This is a genomic window from Streptomyces scabichelini, assembly GCF_011045015.1.
Taxonomy (GTDB): Bacteria; Actinomycetota; Actinomycetes; order Streptomycetales; family Streptomycetaceae; genus Streptomyces; species Streptomyces scabichelini.
The window spans coordinates 1-14764 of record NZ_JAAKZY010000073.1 but is presented as its reverse complement, the minus strand read 5'-3'; the positions used below and the strand labels follow the sequence as shown (position 1 = coordinate 14764).

The window sequence follows — 14764 nt, the reverse complement described above, 5'->3', positions numbered from 1 at the left end:
CCCTCACTTGATCCCGGTGAAGCCGATGGAGCTGACGATGCGGCGGGCGAAGCAGGCGAACAGCACCAGCATCGGCAGCGCGGCGATCAGCGTCGCCGCCATGAGCCCGGACCAGTCGACGCCGGTCGCCGGGGTCTGCGCCCGGAAGACCGCCAGCGCCACGGTAAGGACGCGCGAGCTGTCGCTGTAGGAGACCATCAGCGGCCAGAAGTAGTCGTTCCAGGAGGTGATGTACGTCAGCACGGACAGCGTGATGATCGGCGTGGCCGCCATCGGGAGAATCACCCGGAAGAAGATCTTGACCTTGCCGGCGCCGTCGAGCAGCGCCGCCTCCTCGACCTCCAGGGGGATGTTCATGAAGAACTGCCGCAGGAAGAACACCGCGAACGGCGTCATGAACATCGTCGGCAGCGCGATGCCGAGCAGCGTGTCCACCAGCTGGAGTTCCTTGATGAGCACGAAGTTCGGCAGCAGCGTGAAGATGGTCGGCACCATCAGCCCGGCCAGGAACAGGCCGAACACCTTGTCCCGGCCACGCCAGTGCAGCCGTGCGAAGGCGTACGCGGCCATCGCGGAGAAGAAGATCTGACAACCGGTGACCAGGGTCGAGACGAGCACCGAGTTGAGCAGATAGCGCCAGAAGTCGAGCCCGCCGCCCGCGCCGCCCTGCGCGACCGCCTCCTCGGCGGACTGCAGACCGAGGGCCCGCTCGAAGCCGCTGGTGGTGAGGTCGACCGGCAGGGGGTTGGTGGGGTCGGCGCCCAGGCCCGCGTTGGTGGAGAGCGCGGTGCGCAGGATCCAGTAGAAGGGCAGCAGGGTGATGAGGACGATCAGGCCCATCCCGGTCCAGGCCGCGGCCCGCCCGAAGGAGAACCTGCGCCGCTCCGGTCGTATCCCGGGCGCCTCGGGCGCCCCGGTCGGTGTGGTGGTCACAGCAGCCATGTCGGTGTCTCCCTTCCGTCAGGCGAGGTCGCTCTGGCCGGCCCGGGTGAGCCGGTACTGCAGGACGGTGATCGCGCTCAGCACGATCAGCAGGGCGACGGACATCGCCGAGGCGTAGCCGAACTGGAAGCGGCCGAAGGCGGAGCCGTAGATGTAGAACTGCAGGACGTTGGTCGCGTTCGCCGGGCCGCCCGCGGTGGTCACCGCGACGGTGTCGAAGACCTGGAACGAACCGATCACCGTCATGATCAGCACCACCGCCAGCACCGGCCGCAGCAGCGGCATCGTGATCCGCCAGAACATCCGCCACTCACTCGCGCCGTCGACCCTGGCCGCCTCGTACATGGTGTTCGGGATCGCCTGAAGCCCGGCGAACAGGAGAAGGGCGGTGTAGCCGACGTGCCGCCAGACGTTGATCAGGGCGATGGTGGGGATGGCCCAGGTCTCGTCGGCGAGGAAGGGGATGCGGTCGAAGCCGAGACCGCTGATGATCTCGTTGCCGATGCCGAGCTGGGTGTCGAGCATCCAGAGCCAGACGAGACCGGCGACGACGTTCGACATCAGATACGGCGTGAGCACGATGCCCCGCAGTACGGCCGACTGCGTGAGCCGCTGGAGCAGGACCGCGATGGCGAGCGCCGCGACCGTCTGGACGCCGATGTTGATCACCACATACTCGACGGTGACCCACAACGAGTCCCAGAAGATCGGGTCGTTGACCATACGGACGTAGTTGTCCAGGCCCACCCACTCCGCCGGCGTCAGCAGGTTGTACCGGGTGAAGCTGAGCCAGATGCCGCGCAGCGTGGGCCAGAGCAGGAAGACCAGGAAGCCCAGCATGGCCGGTGCGATGAAGACGGCCGCGAGGGCGCCGTCACCGCGAGGCCGGGCCTTGGCCTTCTTCACGGGGGCCACGGCTTCGGCACCACTGAGTGGTACGCGGGATGGTGGGCTGCTGGAGGCGACGGTCATCGGGGGACTCCCTGCTCTGCGGCTCGTCCTTGGGCCTCACTTACTTTTGATGCGGAATAATCTGTACGTCAAGAGTCGTGCACGCATCTTCTTGAAGCAGTGCTTCCGGCCTCGGTGTGGCCGTATCGTTTCTACATTGCTTCCACTGCAAAAGAAAACATACGGCGAAACATGCGAGGATGCGGTCATGACCACACTTGCCGCCAGTTGGCTGCCGCTCAGTCCCGGCGAGCGTGCCGTGGCGATCGAGGTGCTCACCCACGGCCCGCTGTCGCGCAGTGAACTCGCCCGGCGACTCGACCTCTCCGCGGGCAGCGTCACCCGGCTGACGAAGCCGCTCATCGAGTCGGGCCTGCTGGTCGAGGTCGCCGAGGGCGCCACGCTCGCCGAGGTGCGTCAGGGCCGCCCTTCCCAACCCCTGGACATCGTCGCCGAATCCCGCATGTTCGCGGGCTTCAAGATCACACAGGACATGGTGTACGGCGTCGTCACCACACTCAGAAGCGACATCGTGGCCCGCCGCGACCGTCCGCTCGCCGGCCATGACCCGGACGAAGTCGTGGATGTACTACGGGAGTTGACGGACGGGTTCGCGCGCGATTTCCCCGGTCTGGCCGGGATCGGCATCGGCATCGGCGGCCGTGCCGAGGACCGGTCCGTCGTCGACGAGTCGGCCTTCCTCGACTGGCACGACGTACCCCTGGGCCGACTCGTCGAGGAGCGCACCGGGCTGCCCGTCGTCGTCGAGAACGACGTGGCGGCGCTCGTCGAGGCCGAGAGCTGGTTCGGCGCGGGCCGCGGCCTCGACCGGTTCGCGGTCCTCACCATCGGCGCGGGCATCGGTTACGCGCTGGTGAACTGCGGCAAACGGGTCGCGACCGCGGAGGACGGAGTGGGCTACGGCCGCTTCTGGATCGTGAACCCCAACGGCCCGCTCACCCCCGACGGCGAGCGCGGCAGCGCCGTCTCCCTGCTGACCATCCCCAGCATCCGCTACCAGATCCGGGCCGCGACCGGCCGTGATGTGTCGTACGACGAGATCCTCGCCCTCGCCGCCGAAGGCGAACCGATGGCCGCCCGCGTCATCGACGAGGCGGCCCGCGCCCTGGGCACGCTGGTCGCGCAGATCGCGAATTTCGCCATACCCCAGAAGATCCTCCTCGCCGGCGAGGGCGTGGGCCTGGTCGACGTGGCGGAACCGGTGGTCCAGGAGGCCATCCTCGCGGGACGCCACCCGCGGGCGGAACCGGTCAACCTGGAGACCAAGGTGTCCGACTTCCACGACTGGGCGCGCGGAGCGGCCGTACTGGCGATCCAGGTGCTGGTCCTGGGGGCCGCGGAAGCGTGAGGTCGCCGCCCCTGAGCTGCTACTTTCGAGTAGCCGCGATGACGGCGGCTACTCACATGGCCTTCACATCGAGCCCCGTATGATTCACGGCATGTCCACCACTCCACATCGTGCACCGCTCGCCACCGGGCGATCGGCCGCCGAGGTCAACGAGGAGATCCGGGCCCTGTGGCTGCGGACCGGTGGCACACTCAGCGGCGAGCAGCGACTGGAGTACCAGCGGCTCGTGATGGAGTGGGCGGCGGCATCCCCGCACTCCCACTCTCCCGCGAACCCGTCGAAGGCGGCGTGACCGGGCAGCCGCCCGTCCCCTGCCCGCGTCGTTGATCCTTCATCCCCTCGTCCATCCCCTCATCCCTTCGTCGCGCCCTGGAGCAGCCCCGCGATGAAGCTGCGCTGGAAGATCACGAAGAGGATCAGGATCGGCACCATCACGATGATCGTGCCCGCGGCCAGCGTCGGGATGTCCGTGGTGTTCTGACCCACGAAGAAACCAAGACCGGCGGGCGCGGTGTGCTTGGTCGTGTCCTGGATGAGGACCAGCACCAGCAGGAACTGCTTCCACGACCACATGAAGACGAGAAGACCGAGCGTCATCAGGGACGGGCGGGCCAGCGGGAGCAGCACCCGGAGCAGGATCGTGCCCGACGAGGCGCCGTCGATGCGGGCCGCCTCCACCAGTGACGCGGGCGTGGACTGGAAGTGGGTGCGCATCCAGAACACGCTGAACGGCAGGAACAGCGCGATCTCCACCAGGATCACGCCCAGAAACGAGTTGGTCAGGCCGAGGCTCCGCAGGTCGAAGTAGAGCGGGACCACGATCGCCTCGACCGGGATGGTGAGGCCGGCGATGAAGAAGGCCGCGACCGCGTTGCCGCCCGGCAGCCTCATGGTGCCGAGCGCGTAGCCCGCCAGCGAGGCGAGAACCAGGCAGGCGGGCACGACACCGACCGCGATGATGAGGCTGTGCCTGATCAGGTCGGAGAACCCGGCCACCGACCATGCCTGCTCGTAGTTGTCCCAACTCCACCGCTCCGGCCAGGTCAGACCCACCACCGGCGTGCCCGCGGGCTGCACGGAGGCCAGGAAGACACTGAGGAACGGAATCACGACGGCGAGCGCCATGACGGTCAGGAGGACGTAGCCGGACCAGCGTTCCGATCGCGTGGCGGTGTTCATTTCTCCGGCCTCGACAGACGGTTGATGAGGTAGACGATCGCGAGTATCAGGCAGCCGAGGACGACGGCCAGAGCCGCGGCGAGCCCGACCTTGCCCTCGGAGAACGCCAGCCGGTACACGAGGAGGCCGGGGACGGTCGTCTGCTCGCCCGGGCCGCCGTTCGTCGTCACGTACACGATGTCGAAGCTGGCCAGTGCGGCCACCATTGTCACGGTCATGGCGATGGCGAGCTCGCCGCGCAGATGCGGCAGGGTGACGGAGACGAACTCCCGGACCGGGCCCGCCCCGTCGAGCCGGGCCGCCTCGTACAGGTTGGGGTCCACCTTCTGCACACCGCTGAGGAAGAGCATCATGCACAGGCCGCTCAGCACCCAGGTGCCCACGACGCCCACCGCGATCAGCGCGGCGCCGAAGTCGCCCAGCCACGCCCGGGTCACGCCGTCCAGGCCGACCGCGCGGAACGCCTGGTTCACCAGCCCGTCGTCCCCGTACAGCCAGCGCCACGTCACACCCACCGCGACGAGGGGGACGACCTGCGGCAGCATGAACAGGAAGCGGTACGCCCCCATGCCGGGCCTTCGGTAGCGGGCCAGGAGGCCGGTCATCGCCAGGCCGAGCACGATGGGGACGAAGGAGAAGAACACCACCAGCACCAGGGCGTTGACCACGGACCGGCGCAGGACGGCGTCCTGGAGGATCTCCTGGTAGTTGCCGAGGCCGACCCAGTCGCCCAGCGTGACGCCGTCCCACTCGAACAGCGACAGGTACGCCGTGTGCAGGGCGGGCAGCACCGCGAAGGCCAGGTAGACGAGGAACGCGGGCAGCACGTACACATAGCCGCGCCACCGGCCGCGCCTGCGGACGCCCGGAGACCGAACCGGCGGCCTACTCCGCATGGTGTTCCTCCCACTCGTCCTGAAGTGAGTCGAGGTAGTCCGCGGGCTCGACGCGATGCGCGATGAGTTTCTGCACGCCGGAGCGCAGCCGGTCGAGCATCGCGGGCGCGGCGAAGTCGGGGAACGTCGTGATCCCGTCGTCGGCGATGGCCCGCCGGTGGCCCTCCGCGATGTCGGCGAGCACGCCCTCCGGTTTCGCCACGGCCTCGGGGTTGGGTGGCAGGAAGCCGTTGTCGCTGATGATCTGGCCGGCTTCGGGCGAGGTCAGGAAGTCCAGGAACGCGCCTGCCGCTTCGGGGTGTTCGGTCCTGGAGGAGACGGCGTACGCGACGCTGAACCCGGAGGCCACCGTGCGGGCGCCGGCGCGCTCGCCCGGTATCGGGAAGAAGCCGACGTTGTCCCCCATGACGGTCGCCAGCTGCCCGGCGGCCCAGTTGCCGTTGACCAGGAAGACGCTGTCGCCCTCGGCGAACTGGGCGGTGGAGTCGATCTGTCCGGTGCCGTTCGCGGACTCGTTGTAGTACCCCTTGCGGCCCCATTCGATGACGCGCTCGCCGGCGATGCTCGCGGCCCGGGTCTCGATGGTGGCGCCCTCGGTGCCGTTGACCCAGTCCCAGTAGTCGTCCGTGGGCATCAGCTGGTTGAGGAGCCCGGCCCACAGATGCAGACCGCCGGAGTCGAGGGCGCCGACGCCGAGCGGCGTCAGACCCGCGTCCTTCGCGGCGGCGAGCTGGTCCTCGAACTCCGCAAGTGTCCTGGGCGGACCATCGATCCCGGCCTGCTCGGCGAGCTCCTTGTTGTAGTAGATGCCGGTCATCGACAGGCCGGCCGGCACCCCGAACAGGGCCCGCCCGCCGGTGGCCTCGCTGGTCCGCCCCGCGGTGAGCTGGTCGAGGCTGACCGGAGGGATCGACTCGTCCCAGCCGTACGCCTCCCGGTACGGCGCCAGATCGAGGATGTGGCCGTCCTCCGCGAGGTCCGTCATCCCGACCGCGTACTGCGCGATGTCGGGGGCGGAGTCGGAGGTCATGGTGAGCTTGAGGTTCTGGACGTAGTCGGAGAACGTCTTGTACTGCGGTTCGACGCTGATCCCGGGATGGCCCTTCTCGAACGCGGCGATCAGCGCGTCGACCATCGGCGGGGCGTCGGCGAACTGGAGGCGCAGGGTGACGTCGTCGTCCGGCACGGCGGTCGAGGACGGCACGCTTCGCGGCCCCGGAACCGCGGCCTTGCTGCCGGGGGTGAGCGCCTCGCAGGCGGTCAGCGGCAGCACGAGGGCGACGGCGCAGGCCGCGGCGGCGATGCGGCGGCGCACCCGGCGCGTGCTCTTCATCATCGGCCTCCTTGCGTGGTCTCGTCGGGCGGACGGCGGACGGCGGACGGCGGACGGCGGACGCGGACGGCGGACCGGTGCGTCAGCCTCGCGGACAGCGGTCCTTGAACTGCTCCAGCAGCGCGCTGTTGTGGCGCTCGGCGTCCTCAGCGGTGTTCTGACTGACGATCAACGGCGGGGCCTGCCCGTGCTCTTCGGCGAGCAGCTCGGCGGCCCGGCAGGTCAGGGCGTTGACGATCGCCGCCCCCACCACGGTCGACATGGCGCCCACGGCGAGGTCGCCCAAAGGTATGACCGCGTCACCGGAGTGGCCGTGCGTGTCGATGACGATGTCGGCGACGTCAAGCAGCCGCTGCCCGCCCTCGTGCCGGGACTCGGCGGCCAGGGAGTGGGCCCGGCTGGTGACGGCGACGACGGTGGCGCCCGACTCGCGGGCGCCGAGGGCGAATTCGACCGGCACGGCGTTGATGCCGGAGTTGGAGATGACGACCACCACCTCGCCCGCCCTGATATCCGCCGTACGAAGGATCGCCGCCGCGTAGCCGCTGACGCGTTCGGCCGCGCCGGCGTGCCGAGGGGCGACGGGGGAGAGCGCCGGGTCGGCGATGACGTCGACCGGTGCGAGGCCGCCCGCGCGCATCAGGGGTTCGAGGGCCACGAGCTGCGAATGGCCGCTGCCGAAGTAGTGGACGACGCCCCCGGCAGCGACGCTGTCCGCGACGGCGCGGGCGGCGCGCTCGATGGCGGGCTGCTCGGCGGCGGCCAACGCGGTGAGGTTCTCCTGGAGCGCGGCGAAGTAGGCGAGATCGGCGGTCAAGGGTGAGTCCGCGCTGTGCTGGGTCGGCTGCATCACGCTGTCCTGGCCGTCCTCTCTTCGGAGGCGGGGGCTGGGGAAGTCGCTGACGTGGCTGTGGACCGTACCAGAGCGGCTTGCGGCTGCACAGGTCTGCTGCATAGACCTTCGGACGGGATTGCCGTCACCACAGTTCACTTCGTTGACCACCACGAACAACAGACCTAGCCTGTGCCTCATGTGGTACGTACCACAGACGCCGGAGAATCAGGCAGCCCAGCAGCTGATTCAGCGAGTCGTCGGAGACCGGGCCGCGGAGTTCACCGCCGATGTGGTGCCCGGGGCGGGCGGGCACGACTGGTTCGAGGTGGACGCCGGGCCGGGAGGCGTGGCGCTGCGCGGCTCCAGTGGCGTCGCGGTCGCCTCGGCGCTGCGCTGGTATCTGAGGACCGCCTGCCGGACGCAGATCACCTGGGACGCCCCCGTGCCCCGGCTGCCGGATCGCCTGCCCCGCATCGGCACGACCGCCCGGACGACGTCGCCCTACCGCCACCGCTACCACTTCAACGTCTGCACCTTCGGCTACACCACGGCCTTCTGGGACTGGGCGCGCTGGGAGCGCCACATCGACTGGATGGCCCTGCACGGTGTGACCACACCGCTGGCGATGACCGGCCTGGAGGCGGCCTGGCAACAGGCGCTTCTGCGCGCAGGGCTCGACGACGAGACCGCCCGGCGCTTCCTCGGCGGCCCGGCCTACCTGCCGTGGAACTGGCTCGCCTCGCTCGACAGCTGGTGCGGACCACTGCCGCAGAGCTGGATCGACGACCACGCGGACCTGGGCCGCCGCATCCTCGACCGGGAGCGTTCCCTGGGCATGCGGCCGGTCCTCCAGGGCTTCTCCGGACATGTGCCCCGGGAGCTGACGGCGGACCGGAACGCCCGGTCCACGACCCTTCCCTGGTGGGACTTCGAGGTCGGCGTCCTGGACCCGCGCGACCCGCTGTTCGAGGAGTTCGGCAGCGCCCTGCTGACCGAGCAGACCCGGCTCTTCGGCACCGACCACCACTACGCCGCCGACCCGTTCATCGAGACGACACCTCCGGTGAGCGCTCCCGCCGACCTCGCCCGGGTCGCGCGAGCCGTGCACGGCGTCATGACCGCGGTGGACGACCGGGCCACCTGGGTACTCCAGGCATGGCCCTTCGCCTACCGCTCCGACTACTGGACGCCGGAGCGGACGCAGGCCTTCCTCGACGCGATCCCGGACGACCGGATGCTGATCCTGGACCTGTGGGCCGAGCACCGGCCGGTCTGGCAGGACACCGCGGGCTACCGGGGCAAACCGTGGGGGTGGTGCATGCTGCACAGCCTGGGCGGGCGGCCCGGTCTCTACGGCAGACTCGACGAGATCGCCACCGGAGCCGCGGCAGCGCGCACCGACGAACGCGGCAACTCGCTCGCCGGAGTCGGCGCGAGCATGGAGGCGTTCGGCGGCGACCCGGTCCTGTACGAACTGCTGGCGGACGTCGCGTGGCAGGGCCGCGTCGAGGACGTACACGCGTGGCTGGAGAGCTGGACCGAGGCCCGCTACGGCCGCCGCACCCCCGGTCTGCTGCGCGCCTGGGAACTGCTGCACGCCGCCGTCTACGCTGCTGACGGCCCCGGCCCGCCCGGCTCGCTGATCGTCTGCCGGCCCACGCTGAAGGGCGATCTGCGCCCCGAACTCCCGGTGCATCTGGCGGCACCGCCCTCACCCGCCGTGCCACCGGACCTGGCCGAAGCGTGGACGCTCCTGGCCGAAGAGGCGACGGACGAGGACAGCGCGGGTCCGCTCGGCCGGGACCTGTGCGACGTCACCGCGCAGGTGCTCACCCACGTGGCGTGCGATCAGCAGCAGAGGGCGGCGGACGCGGCCCTGGCCCGGGACGCCGACCGGTTCGAAGCCGCCGCCACCGCACTGCTCTCCACCATCGAGGACCTGGACAGGCTGCTGGCCACGCGGCCCGAGTACCGGCTGGAGTCCTGGCTCGCCGACGCCAGGAGCTGGGCGACCACCCCCGCCGAGGCCGACCTCTACGAGAGCAACGCGCGGCGCATCCTCACCGTCTGGGGGCACGCCCGCAGCGAGCTGCACGACTACTCGGGCCGGCACTGGGCCGGCCTCGTCGGTTCCTTCCACCTCCCCCGCTGGCGGCGCTGGTACGACCACATCGTCCGGGCTCTCCGGACCGGATCTCCTTACAAAGACGAGGAGTTCGAGGCGTCCCTGATCGACTGGGAGGAGCGGTGGACCGCCGACCGGACTGAGACCCGGAGCGAGACGACGACGCCCGGGCCGGACACCGCCGGAGCGACCCTGGACGTGGTGCGTACGCTGATGCCCCGTTACCGCGCCCCCCGGGGATAGCGGACACGTGCGAACCGCGGAGTGAATGTGACGGTCGAGGACAGGCGCGCAGACAACGGCCCGGCGACGGAGTCCTACAAGCACGAGGCACTCCGGCGGCGGCTCCAGGCCGACATCGCCCGGATGCGGCCCGACGAGGCACTGCCCACCGAACGCCAGCTCGCGGAGAGGTACAACGTCAGCAGGGCCACCACCCGGCGTGCGCTCCAGGCGCTGCGCGAGGACGGCCTCATCCGCAGCGTGCGCGGTGTGGGGACCTTCGTCTCGCACCCCCAGATCACCAAGACGTCGACGCTCACCTCGTTCTCGGAGGATCTCCGGTCGCGTGGCTACCGTCCCAGCGCCGAACTCCTCGCCGCGGAGCTGGTGGAGGCCGGCCTGCACCACGCCACGGCCCTGGGCGTCGATCCCGGCACCAGCCTCCACCGCATCGAACGGCTGCGTCTCGGCGACGACTTCCCCATCTGCCTGGAGACGGTCTACCTCTCCGCCGAGCGTTTTCCGGACCTGGACGAGTCACTGCTCAAAGGTTCACTGTCGGAAGCCCTCCAGAGCACCCATGGCGTACGCGTGGTGCGGGCGACCCAGCAGATCCGTGCGGTGAACGTGACCGGCCGCCAAGCGGGGCTGCTCGGCGTCCGGGAGGGGTCTGCCGCCCTGCTGGTGCGGCGCACGGCGTTCGACGAGACAGGGCACGTCGTGGAGTACGGCGAATCGCTGTGCCGTGGCGATCTGTACGAGTTCTCGCTCGTGGTGACCAAATAGCCGACCGCTCTGCCGTCGGCGAATCTGCTGCGGGCCAAGATTCCTTCCGCGCCGCCGACGCCGGACCGAGGGTGGAGACACCGCGGCGATCCGTGCCGTGCCACCCAAGGAGGATCGATGGCACCACTCGACACCGGCCGGTCCCTGGCCAACGGCCGGTCTCCGGTCACCAGTTGGTCCCCGGCCCTGACACCGCGGGCCGAGGAGGGCGACACACCTCCGTCACGGTTCGACGACCACCTGGCCGCCCAACTCCTCGCCCAGCGCATCGTGTTCCTCGGCACCCAGGTCGACGAGGTCTCGGCCAATCGCGTCTGCGCACAACTGCTCGTACTGTCCGCGGAGGACCCGCGCACCGACATCGGCCTCTACATCAACAGCCCGGGCGGATCCGTGACGGCGGGCCTGGCGATCTACGACACGATGCGGCTGATCCCGAACGACGTCGCCACCCTCGTCATGGGTTTCGCCGCGAGCATGGGCCAGTTCCTGCTCACCGTCGGGACGCCCGGCAAGCGCTTCGCGCTGCCGAACGCGCGGATCATGATGCACCAGCCGTCGGGCGGCATCGGCGGCAGCACGGCCGACATCGCGATCCAGGCGGAGAACCTGGAGTTCATCAAGAAGACCGTCGAGAGGATCACCGCCGAACACACCGGCCAGACCGAGGAGACGATCGCCCGCGACGGCGACCGCGACCGCTGGTTCACGGCCGACCAGGCACGGGAGTACGGCATGGTCGACCGCGTCGTCGAGGCGCTCGACGACATCCGCCCGGCCACCACGAAGCGACGGATGGGACTCTGACATGGGCCAGTACACGATCCCGAACGTCGTCGAACGCACCCCGCAGGGGGAGCGCTCGTACGACATCTACAGCCGGCTGCTGTCCGAGCGGATCATCTTCCTCGGCACCGAGATCGACGACGGCGTGGCCAACGTCGTCATCGCCCAACTGCTCCACCTGGAGTCGTCCGCTCCTGAGCGGGAGATCGCGATCTACATCAACTCGCCCGGCGGATCGTTCACTTCACTGATGGCGATCTACGACACGATGAGCTACGTCAACGCGCCCATCTCGACGTGCTGCGTCGGACAGGCCGCCTCGACGGCGGCGGTGCTCCTGGCCGGGGGAGACTCCGGACGGCGGTTCGTGCTGGAGCACGCCCGGGTGCTGCTCGGCCAGCCCGCGAGCGGCGGCGCGCGGGGCACGGCCGCCGACCTCAGCATCCAGGCGAAGGAGATGCTCCGCATCCGCTCCCAGGTCGAGGAGGTGCTGTCCCTGCACACCCATCACTCCGTGGAGACCCTGCGCGCCGACATGGACCGCGACAAGGTGTTCACCGCGCAGGAGGCCGTGGCGTACGGGCTCGCCGACGAGGTGCTGAGCCGACGGCTCGTGCCCGTCCCGTAGGCGCTGCCGGGCGGGTGACGGCGTCCGGTCAGGCGACGAGGCGCAGGCGCCCCTCGCTCCGGTGCGACTGCGCCTGTGTGGGCCGGGGTGCCGTGCCGGTCCTGAGCGGGCGGGCCGGCTGGACGAGTCGGCTGTGGACCTGGACCAGCAGATCGGCGAGGCCGAGCCCGAGGGCGTGCGCGGCCGCCGCGAGGACCTCGGACGAGGCCTCCTTGCGGCCGCGTTCCAGCTCGGAGAGGTACGGCATCGAGATCCGGGCGGCGTCGGCGACATCCTTGAGCGTACGTTCCTGAGCGAGCCGCTCGCGCCGCAGAACGTCACCCACGACGTCCCGCCACAACGGCTCCTTGGGCGCAGGCTCGTCCGGCTCCGCCGGTACGGGTCGCAGGGGAATGACGCGGGCTTGGTTGGGCGCGTGGCTGCTCACCGCTCCAGCCTAGAAGCGTGGCGCGCGTCAGGAAGGGGATCGCGTTCTGCCCTCGGCGAATCACCGGTCAATGGGTGTGCGGCTCGTCGCGGTGGACCGGGCCGTGCGGGGTCTCGCAGTGCGCGTCGTCGACGGCACCGGCGCGGACATCGAGCAGATCCTTGGGGGCGTGATCGACCTGCAGGGTGGTGTGGCTGATCCCGTAGTCGCTCTGGAGGGTCCTCTCCAAGTCGCGGCGTACCGTGTGGCAGTCCGTGACCGGAGTGACCAGGACGTGCGCGGACAGGGCCGGTTGTCCCGACGTTATCGTCCACACGTGCAGGTCATGCACCTCGGTCACCGCGCTGTGCGCGACCAGCCGGTCCCCGATGGTGTCCGGATCGAGGTGCGCGGGCGCCGCCTCCAGGAAGATCCGCCCGGACTCGCGTACGAGGCCGTAGCCCGCCCTGACCATGAGGACCACCACGACCAGCGTCGCGATGGCGTCGGCCCGCGCGAACCCGGTGAGCAGTACGACGAGACCGGCGACCGCGGTGCCGATGAACGCGAACAGGTCATTGAGGATGTGCTGGTAGGCACCCTCGACGTTGAGCGAGGTGCGATTGGCCTTCGAGATGCACCACGCCGCCGCGACGTTCACCGCGATCCCGGCAAGTGCCGTGCCGACCACGAGCCCGCCCTCCACCTCGGGCGGGTCGATCAGCCGCCGCACGGCCTCGTACGCCAGCCAGGCGCCGAGCAGCAGCAACGTGAGCCCGTTCGCCTGCGCGGAGAGGATCTCGGCGCGCTTGAGGCCGTACGTGAAACCACCCCGGGCCGGGCGCGCGGACAGCCGCATCGCGATGAGCGCCAGCACGATGGACACGGCGTCGGTGAGCATGTGTGCCGCGTCCGAGATCAGGGCCAGTGACCGGGCGATGACGCCGATGACGACCTCGGCCGCCATGAACGAGGCGATCAGCGTCAGGGCGATCGCGAGCCAGCGGCGGTCCGCGTCCGCAGCGACACCGCGCGCGTGCCCGGCGTGCTCGCCCGGCCCGTGGTCGTGGTGCGCACTCGTCATGGTGTTCCCCTTGATCCTGTGCTGACCCACGCAGTGAAGCGCACCTCGCGGGGATCGGCAAAGGCTGCACCGGTGACCGTTGTCGTCATCGATAATAGGCCTGTGACCTGCGCAGATGCTCTGGCAAGCTGCTGGCGTCGAGGGTCGGCGGTCAGGCGCCGAAGAGCTGGGTCCAGTACGTGCCCGCCGCACCGCCGCCCGCGAAGCCGACTCCTATGTGGGTGAAGGCCGGCTTGAGGATGTTGGCGCGGTGACCGGGGCTGTTCATCCAGCCGCGTACGACCTCGGCGGCGGAGCGCTGGCCGCAGGCGATGTTCTCGCCGATGGTGCGACGGGTGCTGCCCGCCGCCGCGGCGCGATGCCAGGGCTCGCTGCCGTCGGGGGAGGTGTGGGAGTAGAAGGCGCGGGCCACCATGTCCGCGCTGTGCGCCTGCGCCGCTGTGGTGAGCAGGGGGTCGGGGGCCAGGGGCGGCAGGCCCGCCGAGGCGCGTTCGGCGTTGGTGAGCGCGATGACCTCGGCGGCCGTCTGCGCGAGCCCGCCGGGGGTGAGGGGGCGGGCCCACAGCGCCGTCCAGTAGAGCGTGCCGGAACGGCTGTCGGCGACGTACGCCAGGCCGGTCTCGGTGAACGCCGGGTCGTGGAGCGTGCTTCGGGACTGCTCGTTCGAAAGGCAGTACTCCACGAACTCGGCCGGCGTGCGCGGGCCGGAGACGAGGTGCTCACCGATGGTGAGATACGCGTATCCACCCGCGATGACGCGCTGATACAAGGAGAGCCCGTTCGCGCCCTCGGAGCCGAGGCGACCTTGCGCGGCCATGCCGGTGGCGTGGCCGTGGGCCGCGGCGGTGAGCCGCGCGTCGAGGGCCACGGGCGGCGAACCGACGGCAGCACGCGCGGGGTTGACGAGGCCGAGAAAGCCGTCGGGGGCGCCTGCCGAGGAGGTGGCGGGAGAAACCCCAGCAAGTGAGGCAGAGGGGGGTGCGGCAGGCGAGGTACGAGCGCCCGGTGTCCGTGCCGGTGCCGGTGCGGGCGCTGATGGGGTGCCTGTGCGCCCGGTCGGTGTGCGCCCGGCGCCGCGCAGCCGGTCGAGCCCGGCACGTGCGGCGCTCAAGGCCGTCGCGACACCGGTGCCCGAGCCGCGTGGGATGCGCGAGTACCCGCAGCGCAGCCGTGTCGAGGGTGATGTCGGTCGTGCCGTCGTCTGCCATGCCTCGGAGCGTAG

At 70.2% G+C, this 14764-nt stretch carries 15 protein-coding genes; 6 read left to right on the top strand and 9 right to left on the bottom strand.

Going from position 1 to position 14764, the window contains the following annotated elements:
- Positions 1–3: 3 nt before the first annotated feature.
- Positions 4–942, bottom strand: a complete 939-nt coding sequence (locus G5C60_RS23040) for a carbohydrate ABC transporter permease (protein ID WP_165262314.1) — start codon at positions 940–942, stop codon at positions 4–6.
- 18 nt (positions 943–960) lie between these two features.
- Entirely contained in the window at positions 961–1914 is a 954-nt protein-coding gene (locus G5C60_RS23035; RefSeq protein ID WP_165262312.1) for a carbohydrate ABC transporter permease, read from the bottom strand.
- A 187-nt stretch (positions 1915–2101) separates the two neighbouring features.
- On the opposite strand from G5C60_RS23035, the gene G5C60_RS23030 reads away from it, so the two are divergent.
- Together G5C60_RS23030 and G5C60_RS23025 are read left to right on the top strand one after the other, a co-directional pair.
- Positions 2102–3262 (top strand): ROK family transcriptional regulator, encoded by a 1161-nt coding sequence (locus G5C60_RS23030; protein WP_165262310.1) that lies wholly within the window; start codon positions 2102–2104, stop codon positions 3260–3262.
- A 79-nt stretch (positions 3263–3341) separates the two neighbouring features.
- Complete coding sequence (locus G5C60_RS23025; RefSeq protein ID WP_165262308.1) at positions 3342–3554, top strand: hypothetical protein; 213 nt, start codon at positions 3342–3344, stop codon at positions 3552–3554.
- Between the two features lie 59 nt (positions 3555–3613).
- Here the strand turns inward: G5C60_RS23025 and G5C60_RS23020 are convergent, their stop codons facing one another.
- The 4 genes from G5C60_RS23020 to G5C60_RS23005 all read right to left on the bottom strand — a co-directional run bounded on the left by G5C60_RS23020 (position 3614) and on the right by G5C60_RS23005 (position 7520).
- Positions 3614–4441: a carbohydrate ABC transporter permease gene (locus tag G5C60_RS23020; RefSeq protein ID WP_165262306.1), complete on the bottom strand. Its 828-nt coding sequence runs from the start codon at positions 4439–4441 to the stop codon at positions 3614–3616.
- A complete protein-coding gene (locus G5C60_RS23015) occupies positions 4438–5337 on the bottom strand; it encodes a carbohydrate ABC transporter permease (protein ID WP_165262304.1) in 900 nt (299 codons plus the stop codon). The genes G5C60_RS23020 and G5C60_RS23015 overlap by 4 nt, the downstream gene beginning before the upstream one ends.
- Complete coding sequence (locus G5C60_RS23010) at positions 5327–6673, bottom strand: extracellular solute-binding protein (RefSeq protein WP_165262302.1); 1347 nt, start codon at positions 6671–6673, stop codon at positions 5327–5329. Before G5C60_RS23010 ends, G5C60_RS23015 begins: the two co-directional genes overlap by 11 nt.
- Before the next feature lie 79 nt (positions 6674–6752).
- On the bottom strand, positions 6753–7520 hold the full coding sequence (locus G5C60_RS23005) for a sugar isomerase domain-containing protein (RefSeq protein ID WP_165262300.1): 768 nt from the start codon (positions 7518–7520) through the stop codon (positions 6753–6755).
- A gap of 181 nt (positions 7521–7701) precedes the next feature.
- Between G5C60_RS23005 and G5C60_RS23000 the strand changes: the two genes are divergently transcribed.
- From G5C60_RS23000 to G5C60_RS22985, 4 genes are all read left to right on the top strand, one after another.
- Complete coding sequence (locus G5C60_RS23000; RefSeq protein ID WP_165262298.1) at positions 7702–9873, top strand: alpha-N-acetylglucosaminidase; 2172 nt, start codon at positions 7702–7704, stop codon at positions 9871–9873.
- A 27-nt stretch (positions 9874–9900) separates the two neighbouring features.
- Positions 9901–10638 carry a UTRA domain-containing protein gene (locus tag G5C60_RS22995; protein WP_165262296.1) on the top strand — a complete coding sequence of 246 codons (738 nt, stop codon included), beginning with the start codon at positions 9901–9903 and terminating at the stop codon, positions 10636–10638.
- A gap of 117 nt (positions 10639–10755) precedes the next feature.
- Positions 10756–11445, top strand: coding sequence for an ATP-dependent Clp protease proteolytic subunit (locus tag G5C60_RS22990; protein ID WP_165262294.1), 690 nt, complete (start codon positions 10756–10758; stop codon positions 11443–11445).
- Position 11446: 1 nt separating this feature from the next.
- Positions 11447–12052, top strand: a complete 606-nt coding sequence (locus G5C60_RS22985; protein ID WP_165262292.1) for a ClpP family protease — start codon at positions 11447–11449, stop codon at positions 12050–12052.
- 28 nt (positions 12053–12080) lie between these two features.
- Here G5C60_RS22985 and G5C60_RS22980 read toward each other — a convergent pair whose 3' ends face one another.
- The 3 genes from G5C60_RS22980 to G5C60_RS22970 form a co-directional block, all read right to left on the bottom strand.
- Positions 12081–12479, bottom strand: a complete 399-nt coding sequence (locus G5C60_RS22980) for a helix-turn-helix domain-containing protein (RefSeq protein WP_165262290.1) — start codon at positions 12477–12479, stop codon at positions 12081–12083.
- Between the two features lie 67 nt (positions 12480–12546).
- Positions 12547–13542, bottom strand: coding sequence for a cation diffusion facilitator family transporter (locus G5C60_RS22975; RefSeq protein ID WP_165262288.1), 996 nt, complete (start codon positions 13540–13542; stop codon positions 12547–12549).
- Between the two features lie 151 nt (positions 13543–13693).
- The coding region (locus G5C60_RS22970) for a CAP domain-containing protein (protein WP_165262286.1) at positions 13694–14764 on the bottom strand (1071 nt) is incomplete at its 5' end.

Coding starts and splice junctions, on each gene's coding strand:
- G5C60_RS23040 (WP_165262314.1), bottom strand. CDS start 942: ATGGCTGCTGTGACCACCACACCGACCGGGGCGCCCGAGGCGCCCGGG.
- G5C60_RS23035 (WP_165262312.1), bottom strand. CDS start 1,914: ATGACCGTCGCCTCCAGCAGCCCACCATCCCGCGTACCACTCAGTGGT.
- G5C60_RS23030 (WP_165262310.1), top strand. CDS start 2,102: ATGACCACACTTGCCGCCAGTTGGCTGCCGCTCAGTCCCGGCGAGCGT.
- G5C60_RS23025 (WP_165262308.1), top strand. CDS start 3,342: ATGATTCACGGCATGTCCACCACTCCACATCGTGCACCGCTCGCCACC.
- G5C60_RS23020 (WP_165262306.1), bottom strand. CDS start 4,441: ATGAACACCGCCACGCGATCGGAACGCTGGTCCGGCTACGTCCTCCTG.
- G5C60_RS23015 (WP_165262304.1), bottom strand. CDS start 5,337: ATGCGGAGTAGGCCGCCGGTTCGGTCTCCGGGCGTCCGCAGGCGCGGC.
- G5C60_RS23010 (WP_165262302.1), bottom strand. CDS start 6,673: ATGATGAAGAGCACGCGCCGGGTGCGCCGCCGCATCGCCGCCGCGGCC.
- G5C60_RS23005 (WP_165262300.1), bottom strand. CDS start 7,520: ATGCAGCCGACCCAGCACAGCGCGGACTCACCCTTGACCGCCGATCTC.
- G5C60_RS23000 (WP_165262298.1), top strand. CDS start 7,702: ATGTGGTACGTACCACAGACGCCGGAGAATCAGGCAGCCCAGCAGCTG.
- G5C60_RS22990 (WP_165262294.1), top strand. CDS start 10,756: ATGGCACCACTCGACACCGGCCGGTCCCTGGCCAACGGCCGGTCTCCG.
- G5C60_RS22985 (WP_165262292.1), top strand. CDS start 11,447: ATGGGCCAGTACACGATCCCGAACGTCGTCGAACGCACCCCGCAGGGG.
- G5C60_RS22975 (WP_165262288.1), bottom strand. CDS start 13,542: ATGACGAGTGCGCACCACGACCACGGGCCGGGCGAGCACGCCGGGCAC.